The organism is Pseudomonas sp. KU43P (assembly GCF_033095865.1).
GTDB lineage: Bacteria > Pseudomonadota > Gammaproteobacteria > Pseudomonadales > Pseudomonadaceae > Aquipseudomonas.
Genome location: NZ_AP019365.1, coordinates 44,855 through 58,605 on the forward strand (window position 1 = coordinate 44,855; position 13,751 = coordinate 58,605).

General features: G+C 61.5%; 15 protein-coding genes. 9 read left to right on the top strand and 6 right to left on the bottom strand.

Features of this window, described 5'->3' with window-relative positions; all coding sequences use genetic code 11:
- Position 1: 1 nt before the first annotated feature.
- Positions 2-427: an OsmC family protein gene (locus tag KU43P_RS00225; protein WP_317660527.1), complete on the top strand. Its 426-nt coding sequence runs from the start codon at positions 2-4 to the stop codon at positions 425-427.
- Positions 428-500: 73 nt separating this feature from the next.
- Positions 501-734, top strand: coding sequence for a DUF1161 domain-containing protein (locus KU43P_RS00230; RefSeq protein WP_317660528.1), 234 nt, complete (start codon positions 501-503; stop codon positions 732-734).
- Positions 735-763: 29 nt separating this feature from the next.
- On the opposite strand, the gene KU43P_RS00235 is transcribed toward KU43P_RS00230, so the two are convergent.
- Together KU43P_RS00235 and KU43P_RS00240 are read right to left on the bottom strand one after the other, a co-directional pair.
- On the bottom strand, positions 764-1,177 hold the full coding sequence (locus tag KU43P_RS00235; protein WP_176511713.1) for a hypothetical protein: 414 nt from the start codon (positions 1,175-1,177) through the stop codon (positions 764-766).
- Positions 1,178-1,232: 55 nt separating this feature from the next.
- Positions 1,233-1,646, bottom strand: a complete 414-nt coding sequence (locus tag KU43P_RS00240; protein WP_317660529.1) for a hypothetical protein — start codon at positions 1,644-1,646, stop codon at positions 1,233-1,235.
- Positions 1,647-1,731: 85 nt separating this feature from the next.
- On the opposite strand from KU43P_RS00240, the gene KU43P_RS00245 reads away from it, so the two are divergent.
- Entirely contained in the window at positions 1,732-2,805 is a 1,074-nt protein-coding gene (locus KU43P_RS00245; protein WP_317663919.1) for an aminopeptidase, read from the top strand.
- Positions 2,806-2,920: 115 nt separating this feature from the next.
- On the opposite strand, the gene KU43P_RS00250 is transcribed toward KU43P_RS00245, so the two are convergent.
- Positions 2,921-3,571, bottom strand: a complete 651-nt coding sequence (locus KU43P_RS00250; RefSeq protein ID WP_317660530.1) for an HAD family hydrolase — start codon at positions 3,569-3,571, stop codon at positions 2,921-2,923.
- A gap of 19 nt (positions 3,572-3,590) precedes the next feature.
- Positions 3,591-4,139, bottom strand: coding sequence for a gamma carbonic anhydrase family protein (locus KU43P_RS00255; RefSeq protein WP_317660531.1), 549 nt, complete (start codon positions 4,137-4,139; stop codon positions 3,591-3,593).
- 66 nt (positions 4,140-4,205) lie between these two features.
- Between KU43P_RS00255 and prlC the strand changes: the two genes are divergently transcribed.
- From prlC to KU43P_RS00280, 5 genes are all read left to right on the top strand, one after another.
- Positions 4,206-6,293: an oligopeptidase A gene (prlC, locus tag KU43P_RS00260; protein ID WP_317660532.1), complete on the top strand. Its 2,088-nt coding sequence runs from the start codon at positions 4,206-4,208 to the stop codon at positions 6,291-6,293.
- Positions 6,290-6,571, top strand: a complete 282-nt coding sequence (locus KU43P_RS00265; protein WP_317660533.1) for a YheV family putative zinc ribbon protein — start codon at positions 6,290-6,292, stop codon at positions 6,569-6,571. The genes prlC and KU43P_RS00265 overlap by 4 nt, the downstream gene beginning before the upstream one ends.
- 80 nt (positions 6,572-6,651) lie before the next feature.
- Positions 6,652-7,710 carry a PA0069 family radical SAM protein gene (locus KU43P_RS00270; RefSeq protein ID WP_317660534.1) on the top strand — a complete coding sequence of 353 codons (1,059 nt, stop codon included), beginning with the start codon at positions 6,652-6,654 and terminating at the stop codon, positions 7,708-7,710.
- Positions 7,711-7,982: 272 nt separating this feature from the next.
- Positions 7,983-8,702, top strand: coding sequence for a carbonic anhydrase (locus KU43P_RS00275; protein ID WP_008092112.1), 720 nt, complete (start codon positions 7,983-7,985; stop codon positions 8,700-8,702).
- A 196-nt stretch (positions 8,703-8,898) separates the two neighbouring features.
- Positions 8,899-10,419, top strand: coding sequence for a SulP family inorganic anion transporter (locus tag KU43P_RS00280; protein ID WP_411567230.1), 1,521 nt, complete (start codon positions 8,899-8,901; stop codon positions 10,417-10,419).
- Positions 10,420-10,421: 2 nt separating this feature from the next.
- On the opposite strand, the gene KU43P_RS00285 is transcribed toward KU43P_RS00280, so the two are convergent.
- The gene (locus tag KU43P_RS00285) at positions 10,422-11,510 is read right to left on the bottom strand and encodes a hypothetical protein (RefSeq protein ID WP_317660536.1); all 1,089 of its coding nucleotides are present in this window, start codon (positions 11,508-11,510) and stop codon (positions 10,422-10,424) included.
- Positions 11,511-11,609: 99 nt separating this feature from the next.
- A complete protein-coding gene (locus tag KU43P_RS00290) occupies positions 11,610-12,251 on the bottom strand; it encodes a hypothetical protein (protein ID WP_317660537.1) in 642 nt (213 codons plus the stop codon).
- A gap of 368 nt (positions 12,252-12,619) precedes the next feature.
- On the opposite strand from KU43P_RS00290, the gene coxB reads away from it, so the two are divergent.
- Positions 12,620-13,747 (top strand): cytochrome c oxidase subunit II, encoded by a 1,128-nt coding sequence (gene coxB / locus KU43P_RS00295; protein WP_317660538.1) that lies wholly within the window; start codon positions 12,620-12,622, stop codon positions 13,745-13,747.
- Positions 13,748-13,751 lie beyond the last annotated feature (4 nt).

A 13,751-nucleotide genomic window follows, 5' to 3' on the forward strand; every position in this document is an offset into this window, starting at 1 on the left:
CATGAAAAAGACAGCATCGGCGATCTGGCAAGGTGGCCTGAAGGACGGCAAAGGCCTGCTCTCGACGGAGAGTGGCGCGCTCAAGCAAAACCCTTATGGCTTCAATACGCGGTTCGAAGGCTCGCCAGGGACCAACCCGGAAGAACTCATCGGCGCGGCTCATGCCGGCTGCTTCTCCATGGCGCTGTCGATGATGCTCGGCGAGGCGGGGCTGACTGCGGAGCGGATCGACACCATTGCCGAAGTCACTCTCGACAAGCAGCCCGATGGCTTTGCCATTACCGCCGTGCACCTGATCCTCAAGGCCAAGGTGCCGGGTGCGAGCGAGGCGCAATTTCTGGAAATTGCCAACAAGGCCAAGGCTGGGTGCCCGGTGTCCAAGGTACTCAACGCCACCATCAGCTTGGATGCCACGCTGGTTGGCTAGGGAGCGCAACGGAGAAGGTTTCCTGTAGTCTAAAAGGTGTCGGCAGCCAAGCTGCCCTTCCAGGAGCCGTTCCATGATTCGCATAGCAATCGTTGTGCTGGCATCTCTGCTGGCCACCTCTGCTCTGGCGGCGGTCAAACCGTGCGAGGAACTCAAGGCCGAGATCGAAGCGAAGATCCAGGCGCAGGGCGTGCCGTCCTACACCCTGGAGATCGTGCCCAACAGCGAGGTCAAGGACCAGAACATGGTCGTGGGCAGCTGCGACGGCGGGACCAAGAAGATCATCTACCAGAAGAATGGCCGGTAGGTTAGCCGGGGCCGCCTGGCGGCCCCGCTTCACGGGATGCAGAACACATCACTGGGCTCGTTGACCAGGACCTTGCGGCTGGCGTCATACAGCAGCACCTGCGGTTCCATCACCGGTGCGCGCGCTTCAAGGCGATAACGTTCGCCGGCCTTGAAGTCATCAAAGCGCACGGTCAGGTAGCAGGTGCGATCTTTCGGCGATGTCAGCATGCCGCCGGCGTAGATTTCATAATCGAAACGTACCACCAGCTCGTGCTTGCCAGGCGTGACCTGGAAGTAGCGGCCATCATCCAGGCGCTTGCCATCGAGTCGGTCGGCCATGATCACCCGGCCTGGGGTCATGGTGTAGAGATCGACCCAGGCCTGCTTGGGGTCGACAGGGGGCAAGGGGCTGGCGCAAGCCCCCAGTGCACTGAGGGCGATCAGCATCATGGGCTGGCGCATGGTGAAGCTCCCACTTGCAACTCACAAGCTACAAGCATAGCGCTGTTTGCACGGTTCAGGTGCGTTGGCAGCCTGCCGGCATGCCCTGACCGAGCAACTTCTGCTGCTGGTCATAGAGCTTGATCCACGGGCGGAAGCCGATGCTGCCCGCCTGCAGCTGGTAGCGCTGGCCGGCGTTGAAGTCCTTGAAGGTCAGGTTGAGCTGGCAGTCGCGCCACAGCGGTTCGTCGACCGGGCCGATATTGCTCGGTGTCACCGGGAACTGGTAGCGCACAGTCAGCTCGTGGCTGCCGGGCTGTACTTCGAAATAGCGGTTGTCCACCCAGTCGCGCTCGTCCACTTGAACGGCGTGCAGCGAAGTGTTGTCGTGCGGGGTGAGTTCGATCCAGGCCTGGTTCGGGTCCGGGTCGGGCAGGGTCGAACAGGCCGATACCAGTAACAGTGAACCGGCGACGAACAGTGCACGCATGGCGAAACTCCCCCTTGGCGAGATAGTCTTGGAGCGCATCGGCCGTGAGCGAGTGGGACAGCCCAAGATGGTGTGGTTTTTTCTTTTGAAGCGCTCAGGCCCTGGGCCACTCGACCGCGTTTTCAGCGCTTTGGTTCCCGTGCTGGGCGCTTTTCTGCTGAGCGGTTGCTCCAACCTTGGCTATTACGGCCAGCTGGCAGAGGGTCAATGGCAGCTATTGCGCGCGCGCCAGCCGGTGGAAAAGGTGATTGCCGATCCACACAGCAGTGCTAAGTTGCGTGCACGTCTGCAGCACGCGGAGCAGGCCCGGGTGTTTGCCAGCCAGCATTTGGAGCTGCCCGACAACCGCAGCTACCGGGTGTATGCCGACCTGGGCCGCCCCTATGTGGTGTGGAACGTGTTCGCCACGCCCGAACTTTCGCTGCAGCCTGTGACCCATTGCTTCCCGATTGCCGGTTGCGTCGCCTATCGCGGCTATTACCGGCAGGGCGCGGCCCGCGGCGCGGCGGCGTTGATGCGTCAGGACGGTCTGGATGTTTATGTGGGTGGTGTGGAGGCCTATTCGACGCTGGGCTGGTTCGACGACCCGATCTTGTCGTCGATGCTGGGCTGGGGGGACGAACGGCTGGCCACTCTGATTTTCCATGAGCTGGCTCACCAGCGTTTCTATGTGCAGGACGACACCGAGTTCAACGAGTCATTTGCCACCTTCGTCGAGCAGGAGGGAACGCGGCAATGGCGCGCGGCGCGTGGGCTTGCTGCGAACGACGAAAGCCAGAGCGCACAGCGGGACCAGTTCGTCCGCCTGGTGTTGGCGAGCCGCGAACGGTTGCAGGCGATTTATGCCGGGCCATTGGATGATGGGCATAAACGGGCGGCCAAGCAGGCGGAGTTCGAGCGGTTGCGGCGCGAGTATCGCCAGGTTCGTGATAGCCAGTGGGCTGGGGACAAGCGTTATGACGCGTGGATGTATGGGCCGATGAGCAATGCCAAGCTGTTGCCGTTCGGGCTGTATGACCAGTGGGTGCCGGCGTTTGCGGCGGTGTTTCGGGAGGCGGGAGGGGATTGGCAGCGGTTCTACGCACGGGTTGAAACGCTGGGGCGGCTGCCGGTTGAGAAGCGCAAGGCGGCGTTGGCGCGATTGGTGGAAAGTCAGTGAGATTTTGGGGCCGCTTTGCGGCCCATCGCCGGCAAGCCGGCTCTCACAGGAAGTCGACACGATACCTGTAGGAGCCGGCTTGCCGGCGATGGGCTGCAAAGCAGCCCCAATGTGCTCAGGCCTTGGTGAATGCCTGGTGCATCTCTGCCACGGTGGCAAAGTGGAACGCCGGCGCCTCGGCCATCAGTTCTTCCCTGCTACCAAATCCGTACCCCACCGCCACCGCCTGCAACCCATTGCTGCGCGCGCCGATCAGGTCGTGCTTGCGGTCACCGATCATCAGCGTCTGCGCAGGGTCCAGCCCCTCTTCATCGAGCAGATGACGAATCAGCTCGACCTTGTTGGTGCGAGTGCCATCCAGTTCGCTGCCGTAAATGACCTTGAAGTGATGATCGAACTCAAAGTGCCGAGCGATCTCACGGGCGAACTCCCAAGGCTTGGAAGTGGCGACGTACAAGGTACGGCCCTGGCCATTCAACGCCTGGAGCAGCTCCGGCACACCGTCGAACACCAGGTTCTCGTACAAGCCGGTGACGCGGAAGCGTTCTCGGTAGAAGTTCACAGCGTCCCACGCCTTGGCTTCGTCAAAGTCGTAGAACTGCATGAAGGCCTGCAGCAGGGGTGGCCCGATGAAGTGCTCAAGGCGCGTCAGGTCCGGCTCGTCGATGCCCAGTTTGGCCAGGGCGTACTGGATCGAGCGGGTGATGCCCAGGCGCGGGTCGGTCAGGGTGCCGTCGAGGTCGAAAAGGATGTTCTGCTGGTGCATGTCTGAGGGTTCACTCAAGTCATTCAGGTTGGTCGTAGCCTTCGGCCAGGTGCTGGTCCTTGAGCTTCACGTAGTTGCTGGCGCTGTAAGGGAAAAAAGCGCGTTCCTTGTCGCTCAGCGGCCGCGCCTGTTTCACCGGGCTGCCCACGTACAGGTAGCCGCTTTCCAAGCGTTTTCCCGGTGGCACCAGGCTGCCGGCACCAATGATCACCTCGTCCTCGACGATGGCGCCGTCCATGATGGTGCTCCCCATGCCAACCAGGATACGGCTGCCCAGCGTACAGCCATGCAACATGACTTTGTGGCCGATGGTCACTTCGTCGCCGATGATCAGCGGAAAACCGTCCGGGTTGAACGGGCCGGCATGGGTGATGTGCAGCACGCTGCCGTCCTGCACACTGGTGCGGGCGCCGATGCGGATGCGGTGCATGTCGCCGCGGATTACCGTCAGCGGCCACACCGAGCTGTCTTCGCCGATTTCCACGTCGCCCAGCACCACCGCCGAACGGTCGACAAAGGCCCGTGCTGCAACTTTCGGAGTGTGTTGCTGGAAGCTTCGGATGGCCATGATAGCGTCTCTCATCTGTGCCGATAGGCAGGCTGCCTGCTGCGGTCGGCGTCGATTGTAATTAAGATGGGGCAGTGTTTCTTCTGCCAAGGTATCCAAACCGTGAGTGCCAACAACCCGCTTCTGCAATCCTATGATCTGCCGCCCTTCTCGGCGATCCGTGCCGAACACGTGCTGCCGGCCATCGAACAGATCCTGGCCGATAACCGCAAGGCCATTGCCCAGATCCTCGAAAAGCAAGGCAAGAACCCCACCTGGGCCGGCCTGGTGCTGGCCATGGACGAACTGAACGACCGCCTGGGCGCCGCCTGGAGCCCGGTCAGCCACCTCAATGCGGTGTGCAACAGCCCTGAACTGCGCGATGCTTATGAGTCCTGCCTGCCGGCGCTGAGTGCCTACTCTACCGAACTGGGCCAGAACCGTGCGCTGTTCGAGGCCTACGAGGCATTGATCAACAGCCAGGAGGCTGCGAGCTTCGACGTGGCGCAGAAAACCATCCTCGAGCACGCCCTGCGTGACTTCCGCCTGTCGGGTATCGACCTGCCGGCCGACAAGCAGCAGCGCTACGCCGAAGTGCAGAGCAAGCTCAGCGAGCTGGGCAGCCGCTTCTCGAACCAACTGCTCGACGCCACTCAGGCCTGGACCAAGCACGTCACCGACGAATCCGCCCTCGCCGGCTTGACCGACTCGGCCAAGGCACAGATGGCCGCCGCCGCCCAGGCCAAGGGCCTCGAAGGCTGGCTGATTACCCTGGAGTTCCCCAGCTACTACGCGGTCATGACCTACGCCAGCGATCGCGCCCTGCGCGAAGAGTTGTACGCCGCCTACTGCACCCGCGCCTCCGACCAGGGCCCGAATGCCGGCCAGTTCGACAACGGCCCGGTGATGCGCGAAATCCTCGACCTGCGCCAGGAGCTGGCCCAGCTGCTGGGTTACCCGAACTACGCCGAACTGAGCCTGGCCACCAAGATGGCCGAGTCCAGCGACCAGGTGCTGAGCTTCCTGCGCGATCTGGCCAAGCGTTCCAAGCCATTCGCCGCCCAGGACCTGGAGCAGCTCAAGGCCTATGCCGCCGAACAGGGCTGTGCCGAGCTGGCCAGCTGGGACGCCGGGTACTTTGGCGAAAAACTGCGCGAACAGCGTTACAGCGTGTCGCAGGAAGCCCTGCGCGCCTACTTCCCGATCGACAAGGTGCTGTCCGGCCTGTTCAGTATCGTCCAGCGCCTGTACGGCATCGAAATCGCCGAGCTCAAGGGCTTCGACAGTTGGCACCCGGATGTTCGCCTGTTCGAGATCAAGGAAAACGGCCAGCACGTCGGCCGTTTCTTCTTCGATCTCTATGCCCGCGCCAACAAGCGAGGCGGTGCCTGGATGGACGGTGCTCGCGATCGTCGCCGTACCGCTGAAGGGGCGTTGCAAAGCCCGGTGGCCAACCTGGTGTGCAACTTCACTCCAGCTGCGCCCGGTAAGCCTGCGCTGCTGACCCACGACGAAGTCACCACCCTGTTCCACGAGTTCGGCCACGGCCTGCACCACCTGCTGACCCGCATCGAGCATGCCGGCGTTTCCGGCATCAATGGCGTGGCCTGGGATGCGGTCGAGCTGCCGAGCCAGTTCATGGAAAACTGGTGCTGGGAGCCGGAAGGCCTGGCCCTGATCTCCGGCCACTACGAGACCGGCGCCGCACTGCCCCAGGACCTGCTGGACAAGATGTTGGCTGCGAAGAACTTCCAGTCAGGCATGATGATGGTGCGCCAGCTGGAGTTCTCGCTGTTCGACTTCGAGCTGCATGCAAGCCACGGCGATGGCCGCAGCGTGCTGCAGGTGCTCGAAGGCGTGCGTGACGAGGTTTCGGTCATGCGCCCACCGGCGTACAACCGCTTCCCCAACAGCTTCGCGCACATTTTCGCGGGCGGTTATGCGGCCGGCTACTACAGCTACAAGTGGGCCGAAGTGCTGTCGGCGGATGCCTTCTCGCGCTTCGAGGAAGAGGGTGTACTCAACGCCGATACCGGCCGCGCCTTCCGTGAAGCGATCCTGGCCCGTGGCGGTTCCCGCGAGCCGATGGTGCTGTTCGTCGACTTCCGTGGCCGTGAGCCTTCCATCGATGCACTGTTGCGCCACAGCGGCCTGAGCGAAGGCGCGGCGGCATGAGCGAGGTAGTTGTGAACAAGACCAAGAAGCGCTTCATTGCCGGGGCGGTTTGCCCGGCGTGCAGCGAGCCGGACAAGCTGATGATGTGGAACGAGGACGGTGTGCCACACCGCGAATGCGTGGCTTGCGGCTTCACCGATACCCTTAACGAACAGGGCCTGTCGGTTCCCAAGGAGCTGGGTACCCGGGTCAACCATCTGGAGCCCAAGGCCGCCCCCGCCAAGGTGCAAACGGTGCAGTTCTTCCCTAATCCGAAGCTGAAGAAGCCGGCTGACTGAGCGTTGCCTGGCTGACCGAAGGTGCTGGAGGAATCGTGATTGTCGCGATACTGTATGTAGATACAGTATCGGGGTGGGCCATGATTTCTCCAGCACCGCAAAAGGGCCGTGGCACGGCGCACAATCCGCACAATCGCTTTGCCCCGAGCCATTCGGTGGCGGAGGATGACGGCTGGTACCAGGAAGTGCCTTTCACTCAGGGCACCGAGGTCAGGATCGAAACGGCCAAGACCATCATCGCCCGTAATACTTCGCCTGACTTGCCCTTCGACCGTTCGATCAACCCCTACCGGGGCTGCGAGCATGGGTGCATCTACTGCTACGCCCGCCCCTCCCATGCCTATTGGGACCTTTCACCGGAGCTGGACTTCGAAACCAAGCTGATCGCCAAGACCAATGCCGCCGATGTGCTCGCACAGCAGCTGAGCAAGCCGGGTTACGTCTGCGCGCCGATCAATCTGGGTTCCAACACCGACCCCTATCAGCCGATCGAGCGCGAACAGCAATTAACCCGGCGCTTGCTCGAAGTGCTGCTGCGTTTCCGTCATCCGGTGACCATCGTCACCAAGGGCTCGCTGGTGCTGCGCGACCTTGACCTGCTGGCCGAGATGGCCAGACAACGGCTGGCGAGGGTGATGATCAGCCTGACCACCCTGGACGACGACCTCAAGCGAGTGCTCGAACCGCGTGCGGCATCACCCAAGGCGAGGTTGCGGGCGATCCGGGTGTTGCGCGAAGCGGGTATACCGGTTGGGGTGCTGTGCTCACCGATGATTCCGATGATCAACGACAGTGAGCTGGAACGGCTGCTCGAAGCCGCCAAGGAGGCTGGCGCGCAAAGCGCGGCCTACATGATGCTGCGCCTGCCACTGGAAGTGGCGCCGTTGTTCGAGCAGTGGCTGCACGACCATTACCCGCAGCGAGCGGCACATGTGCTCAGTCTGATTCGGCAAAGCCGGGGTGGCGAGCTGTATGACAGCCGATTCGGCACGCGGATGCGCGGAGAAGGTGTGTTCGCCGAACTGCTGGCGCAACGCTTCGCCAAGGCGATGCGTCGGCTGGAGTTCGAAGGGCGAGAGGCCCAGGCGCTGGATTGCTCGGCATTCTGCCCACCGGGCGGGCAGATGGCACTGTTTTGATCCCTCAATCGCGCTCATCCAAGCACATAATTCTATTCGAGGGTCTTGGCAGCTGATGCTTTTTTGCTATTATTCATCTCCCGCCTTTTCCTTCTGGAACGCCCGTTCTAGAGCCTTCGAATTAAGTTTCAGTTAAGTTTTCCCCGTTAGCGTAGGAAACCAGTCAACGAAGACTGTGATCTATGGCCCGTGCGTGTCATCTAAAACCCTGCATAGCCAGAATCTTTCACCGGTAAACTGGATTTACCAAAACACCGTCAAGAGGATGAATCATGCCCGTCAAGGACCCATCCAAGGTCATTCCGCAGGCCCCGGCGGAAAGCGCCGATGCCGCCCTGAAGCACATCGTCGACGGCTTCCTGCGTTTTCACCATGACGTCTTTCCCGAGCAACAAGAGCTGTTCAAGAAGCTCGCCACCGCGCAAACCCCGCGCGCCATGTTCATTACCTGTGCCGACTCGCGCATCGTCCCCGAGCTGATTACCCAGAGCTCACCGGGCGACCTGTTCGTGACCCGTAACGTCGGTAATGTGGTACCGCCCTATGGGCAGATGAACGGCGGCGTTTCTAGCGCCATCGAGTACGCTGTCTCGGCACTGAAGGTTCACCACATCATCATCTGCGGCCACTCCGACTGTGGTGCCATGCGCGCGGTGCTCAACCCGCAATCGCTGGCCAAGATGCCGACCGTTTCCGCCTGGCTGCGTCATGCCGAAGTGGCGCGTACCGTGGTCGAGAACAATTGCTCCTGCGGCAGCGAGCACGAAACCATGCAGGTGCTGACCAAGGAAAATGTCATCGCCCAGCTCCACCACCTGCGCACCCACCCTTCGGTGGCTTCGCGCCTTGCGGCTGGCGAGCTGTACATCCATGGCTGGGTCTACGACATCGAGACCAGCAAGATCGAAGCCTACGACGCCCTCAGCGACAGCTTCCTGCCACTGGCTGCTGGCGAGCCGGTCCCCTGCGCTACTCCGAGAGGCCGCTACTAAGCGACCCATTCAACGCTAGAACCTAGATAGCCGGCTGCACCCTCATGGGTGTGGCGCGGCCTTCTGCTGCCTTGAATTCCCTGACTGCCTTGCCGGCATGTTCGCCGGCGGCCTGCGCCTGCGCGTTCGTCAGGGGCCAACGTGCCCACGGCCAGAGGAATGGCCGTGCGACTGAGAAAGGAGAAATACGGTGAACATGACACAGTTGAAAGCGGCACTGCCGCGTGAGTTGCTGGCTTCGGTAGTGGTGTTTCTGGTCGCCCTGCCGTTGTGCATGGGCATTGCCATCGCCTCGGGCATGCCTCCGGCCAAGGGCCTGATAACGGGGATCATCGGCGGTATCGTGGTGGGCTTTCTGGCTGGCTCGCCGCTGCAGGTCAGTGGCCCCGCCGCAGGCCTGGCGGTGCTGGTATTCGAGCTGGTGCGCCAGCATGGCATGGCTATGCTCGGGCCGATCCTGCTCCTCGCGGGGCTCTTGCAGTTGCTGGCCGGGCGATTGCAGTTGGGCTGCTGGTTTCGCGTTACGGCGCCTGCAGTGGTGTACGGCATGTTGGCCGGCATTGGCGTATTGATCGTGCTGTCCCAGGTGCATGTGATGTTCGATACCGCGCCACAACCGTCCGGCATGCAGAACCTGCTGGAGTTTCCGGCGACAGTCGCCGCTGCTCTGCCGCTGGAGAGTCCAGGTTCCGGCTGGCAGGCCGGTGCCCTCGGGCTCGGTACCATCGCCATCATGTGGGGCTGGGAGCGCTGGCGGCCGCAGCGGCTGCGCTTCGTTCCAGGTGCCTTGCTTGGGGTGGCGGCAATGACGGTGATCAGCCTCTGGCTGGCGTTGCCGGTGAACCGTGTGCAGGTGCCGGCGGACCTTTCCCAGGCCATCGACTGGGTTCGCCCAGATGACCTGATGAAGCTGGCCGACCCTACGCTGCTGGTTGCCGCCTTCGCCCTGGCCTTCATCGCCAGCGCCGAGACATTGCTTTCCGCTGCGGCAGTCGACCGCATGCACAGCGGCCAGCGCTCGGACTTCGACCGCGAGCTTTCGGCCCAGGGTATCGGCAACATGCTCTGCGGTGTGCTGGGAGCGTTGCCGATGACCGGTGTGATCGTACGCAGTTCGGCCAATGTCCAGGCGGGAGCACAGACCCGGGCTTCTGCCATCCTGCATGGTTTGTGGCTGCTGGCGTTCGTTGTGGTATTGAGCAGTGTGCTGCAGCAGATTCCGGTGGCGAGCCTGGCTGGGGTGCTGGTGTTCACAGGTATCAAGCTGGTGGACTTCAAGGCGTTCCGTGGCCTGGGACGGTATGGCCGGATGCCGATGTTCACTTATGCGGCCACCGCACTCGCGATCATCTTCACTGACCTGCTGACCGGTGTGCTGCTGGGCTTCGCCCTCACCTTGCTGAAGCTGGCACTGCAGGCAGCGCGATTGAAGATCAACCTGATCAGCCTGGACAAGCCTCGGCACATGGAACTGCGGCTCAGTGGTGCAGCCACATTCCTCAAGGTGCCTGCGCTGACCCAGGTGCTGGACAAGGTACCTGCCGGCACGCAACTGCACGTGCCGTTGACCAACCTCCATTACATCGACCATTCCGTACTGGAAATGCTGGAAGACTGGGGGCGCGCCCAACGCAGTGTCGGGTCGCGCCTGCTCATCGAGCAACGTGGGTTCAAGCGCAGGATAGAGGGGCGTGTGCGTACCGCGGCAGAGTGCTGAGGTCAGTCTTCTTCTACGACGTGAATGGAGGGCGAGCCGGGCCATGTACCGAGCAGGTTGATGGTCCGGCTACCGCCTACCCACTGGCTGAGCGGAGTAGCCCACTGCTTCGTGACCGCCTGGTTATCGCCGAGATTGACGAACTCGGCCTTGAACTCCAGGTTCCTGGCTCCCATTGGAATGTCGAAGTTGGTCGACAGGCCTCCGGTAACGGTTATCGGGCCTTCTGTAATGCGACTCTTACCCGCCAGGTCATAGGCAATGGACACTTTGGTGGTATAGGTGGCAAAGGAGCTGGCCTTGCTGTCCACAGCCAGTTGCAGGCTGCCGATTTTCCGGACCCAGATCGGAATGATCAGCCTGTCGGGGCCAAAGGATGCAAAGCTGTAGGCTACGGGCAGGGGGATGGTTGCAATCTGGCCATCCTTTGCAGGCAGCGTATGCGATTCCACCGATGACGTATCGCGGTTGGAAATGAACGTTGCCCCGCCTTTGCCGGAAATGCCGTTTTCGCCCAGCAACGTGTTCATGCCACTGGCCGAGCCTGAAAGGGAAAACTTGGCGTTCTTGCTCTTTGCTCCGGCGTTCACGCCGCTGTCGGCCAGGATGACGCTGGTCACCACGCCGAATCCTTCTGCAATCCTTCCATTACTGGCCATGCCGACCTTTTCGGCCTGGGTGTACAGCCAGTCGTATTGGTCATGGATCAGGGCCAGGTCGCTTAACCGCTGTTCGCCATTGAGGGCAAACTCCGAAGCGATCGATTCTTCCTTGCCGAAGGTCCACTCCAGCGTCATATCTGGCTTGACCTGAACGCCCGAGGCGGGGTCCATTACCGTTCCGGATACATTCGCCTTGGTTTCCTTGCGGGAAACGTCTTTGGAACTGATGGCCCAGCGGCGTCCATGCTGAACGTTGGTGACTTGCACGTTCGGGAGTGTTTCGCTGACCAGGGTGAAGTCTCCGGAAGCTGGGTCGATGATGCCTACCGCTCCTGGTTTGATAACCGGATTGAGTGCCCAGTTGCCCCATAGCGTAGAACGGCTGCCGCGTAGCAGGTCGGTATAAAGCCTGTTCCATTTGATGCTCATAGAATCTTCCTCGCCTATCAAGGGAAAGCCTCCGAACGAAGGCGGGAAGAATCTATCCGTGCGCGGTACAGCAGATCAGTTGGAGCCCGTTCCCAATGGTCAGGCCGATTGGCCAAGCTCCACGCCCAGTTGGCGCGACAGGCACGGCCAGCGCTTCCATGCCTCGCCGGTCTGCGGGCTGCTGAGGGTTTCGCGATAGGCCTCCACCGACTCCACGGCGAAACTTTCGTCGTCCAGCATCTCATCCACCGAGTGGTGCACCACCTCATCCAGCTGGTTGGCGAAGGTTTCGCCGATCAAGTGGTGGGCGATCAGGTTGGCCACCGTGGTGTCCACCGGGATCAGAGGCTGCTGGAAGTGGCGGATGTACAAGTCGTTGACCTCCTCTACCAGGCGATGCGCCAGGTAAGCCTCATCCAGCAGGCAGTCGAGGCCCACATGCCCCTGCATCACACTCGGCGGCTGCAGGAAATAGGCCTCGGCAATTTTCAGCACAGGTTTGATCTGGGATTCGATTCCCGCTTCGCGGGCCACGGTGTGAGCGGCCTCCAGCATTTCCGGAACCTGTTCGATATAAGCGCTGACGAAGCGCGCCAAAGTACCCTGGGCGTCCTGCTCAGGCAGTTGGATCGAGGGGTGCAGGTGGGGCAGTTGCAGCTCGAGACGCTCTTTCAGTTGGCCGGTGCGGCTTTCGTGATCGTGGGCTTGGCTTATTTGCTCGCGTACAGCAGCGATGTTCATGACAACTCCAGGGACAAGACGTTTCAAACGGAAGACACTAAATTAGCTCGGTATACCGAATACCTAAGACTCATTTGTTATAAACCACGCAAACGTGTGCGCTCTTGGCTATATTGAAGTGCCATTATTATGCCAGACCCTATCTAGCATGCGCTTTGCGCGGTATTTCACGAATTCGCCCAGTTCATTTCTCCCCTCGCATTGCGTGCCATTGGTCGGTGTCTATACTCGGGTTGAACGTGATTCGTTGATGAGGCCCGTCTGCTTTCGCAGGGGCTCGGTCGTCGAAGCCAGGCAGTCTTGACCGCCGTTCCCGCTTGCCGCAGGCCATGCCTTCGGGACAACAAGAATTAGAAGGGGAACCCGCAATGATGCGACATCCACATGTCTGGATGGGCCTTCTGTTGTGGTCGGTTTTCGGTCAGGCCAACGCCGCCTGGACCGTGAACATGGCGCCAGGGGCGACGGAAGTCTCCAACGCCGTGTTCGACCTGCACATGACCATCTTCTGGATCTGCGTGATCATCGGCATCGTGGTGTTCGGCGCGATGTTCTGGTCGATGGTCCTCCACCGCCGCTCCACCGGCCAGCAGGCCGCGCATTTCCACGAGCACACCTGGGTGGAAATTCTCTGGACCGTGGTCCCGTTCCTAATTCTGGTGGCTATGGCCATCCCCGCCACCAAGACCCTGATCGACATCTACGACGCCAGTGAGTCGGACATCGACATCCAGGTCACAGGCTACCAGTGGAAGTGGCATTACAAGTACCTGGGCCAGGACGTGGAATTCTTCAGCAACCTGGCCACGCCCGCCGACCAGATTCACAACAAGTCACCCAAGGACGAGCACTACCTTCTGGAGGTCGACCAGCCGCTGGTGCTGCCGGTGGGGGCGAAGGTGCGCTTCCTGGTGACTGCCGCCGACGTGATCCATTCCTGGTGGGTGCCAGCCTTTGCGGTCAAGCGTGACGCCATCCCCGGGTTCGTCAACGAAGCCTGGACGCGCATCGAGAAACCCGGCATCTACCGCGGCCAGTGCACCGAGTTGTGTGGCAAGGACCACGGCTTCATGCCGGTGGTGGTCGAGGTCAAGTCCAAGGCCGACTACGACACCTGGCTCGGTGAACGCAAGGCAGAGGCGGCCAAGCTCAAGGAGCTGACCAGCAAAGAATGGACCCTGCAGGAACTGGTCGAGCGTGGCGACAAGGTCTACCACACCACCTGTGTGGCCTGTCACCAAGCCGAAGGCCAGGGCCTGCCGCCGATGTTCCCAGCGCTCAAAGGCTCGAAGGTGGCGACCGGGCCGAAGGAAGAGCATTTGAGCGTGGTCTTCCATGGCCGCCCGGGCACGGCGATGGCCGCGTTCGGCAAGCAGCTCTCGGAAGTGGACATCGCCGCGGTGGTCACCTACGAGCGCAACGCCTGGGGCAACAACAAGGGCGACATGGTGACGCCGAAGGATGTGCTGGCGCTCAAGCAGGCAGAAGCGAAATGAGCCG

What these genes read in the sequence shown, in the direction of transcription:
- KU43P_RS00225 (WP_317660527.1), top strand. Translation starts at nt 2, where the DNA reads ATGAAAAAGACAGCATCGGCGATCTGGCAAGGTGGCCTGAAGGACGGC.
- KU43P_RS00230 (WP_317660528.1), top strand. Translation starts at nt 501, where the DNA reads ATGATTCGCATAGCAATCGTTGTGCTGGCATCTCTGCTGGCCACCTCT.
- KU43P_RS00235 (WP_176511713.1), bottom strand. Translation starts at nt 1,177, where the DNA reads ATGCGCCAGCCCATGATGCTGATCGCCCTCAGTGCACTGGGGGCTTGC.
- KU43P_RS00240 (WP_317660529.1), bottom strand. Translation starts at nt 1,646, where the DNA reads ATGCGTGCACTGTTCGTCGCCGGTTCACTGTTACTGGTATCGGCCTGT.
- KU43P_RS00250 (WP_317660530.1), bottom strand. Translation starts at nt 3,571, where the DNA reads ATGCACCAGCAGAACATCCTTTTCGACCTCGACGGCACCCTGACCGAC.
- KU43P_RS00255 (WP_317660531.1), bottom strand. Translation starts at nt 4,139, where the DNA reads ATGGCCATCCGAAGCTTCCAGCAACACACTCCGAAAGTTGCAGCACGG.
- prlC (WP_317660532.1), top strand. Translation starts at nt 4,206, where the DNA reads ATGGGGCAGTGTTTCTTCTGCCAAGGTATCCAAACCGTGAGTGCCAAC.
- KU43P_RS00265 (WP_317660533.1), top strand. Translation starts at nt 6,290, where the DNA reads ATGAGCGAGGTAGTTGTGAACAAGACCAAGAAGCGCTTCATTGCCGGG.
- KU43P_RS00270 (WP_317660534.1), top strand. Translation starts at nt 6,652, where the DNA reads ATGATTTCTCCAGCACCGCAAAAGGGCCGTGGCACGGCGCACAATCCG.
- KU43P_RS00275 (WP_008092112.1), top strand. Translation starts at nt 7,983, where the DNA reads ATGCCCGTCAAGGACCCATCCAAGGTCATTCCGCAGGCCCCGGCGGAA.
- KU43P_RS00280 (WP_411567230.1), top strand. Translation starts at nt 8,899, where the DNA reads ATGACACAGTTGAAAGCGGCACTGCCGCGTGAGTTGCTGGCTTCGGTA.
- KU43P_RS00285 (WP_317660536.1), bottom strand. Translation starts at nt 11,510, where the DNA reads ATGAGCATCAAATGGAACAGGCTTTATACCGACCTGCTACGCGGCAGC.
- KU43P_RS00290 (WP_317660537.1), bottom strand. Translation starts at nt 12,251, where the DNA reads ATGAACATCGCTGCTGTACGCGAGCAAATAAGCCAAGCCCACGATCAC.
- coxB (WP_317660538.1), top strand. Translation starts at nt 12,620, where the DNA reads ATGATGCGACATCCACATGTCTGGATGGGCCTTCTGTTGTGGTCGGTT.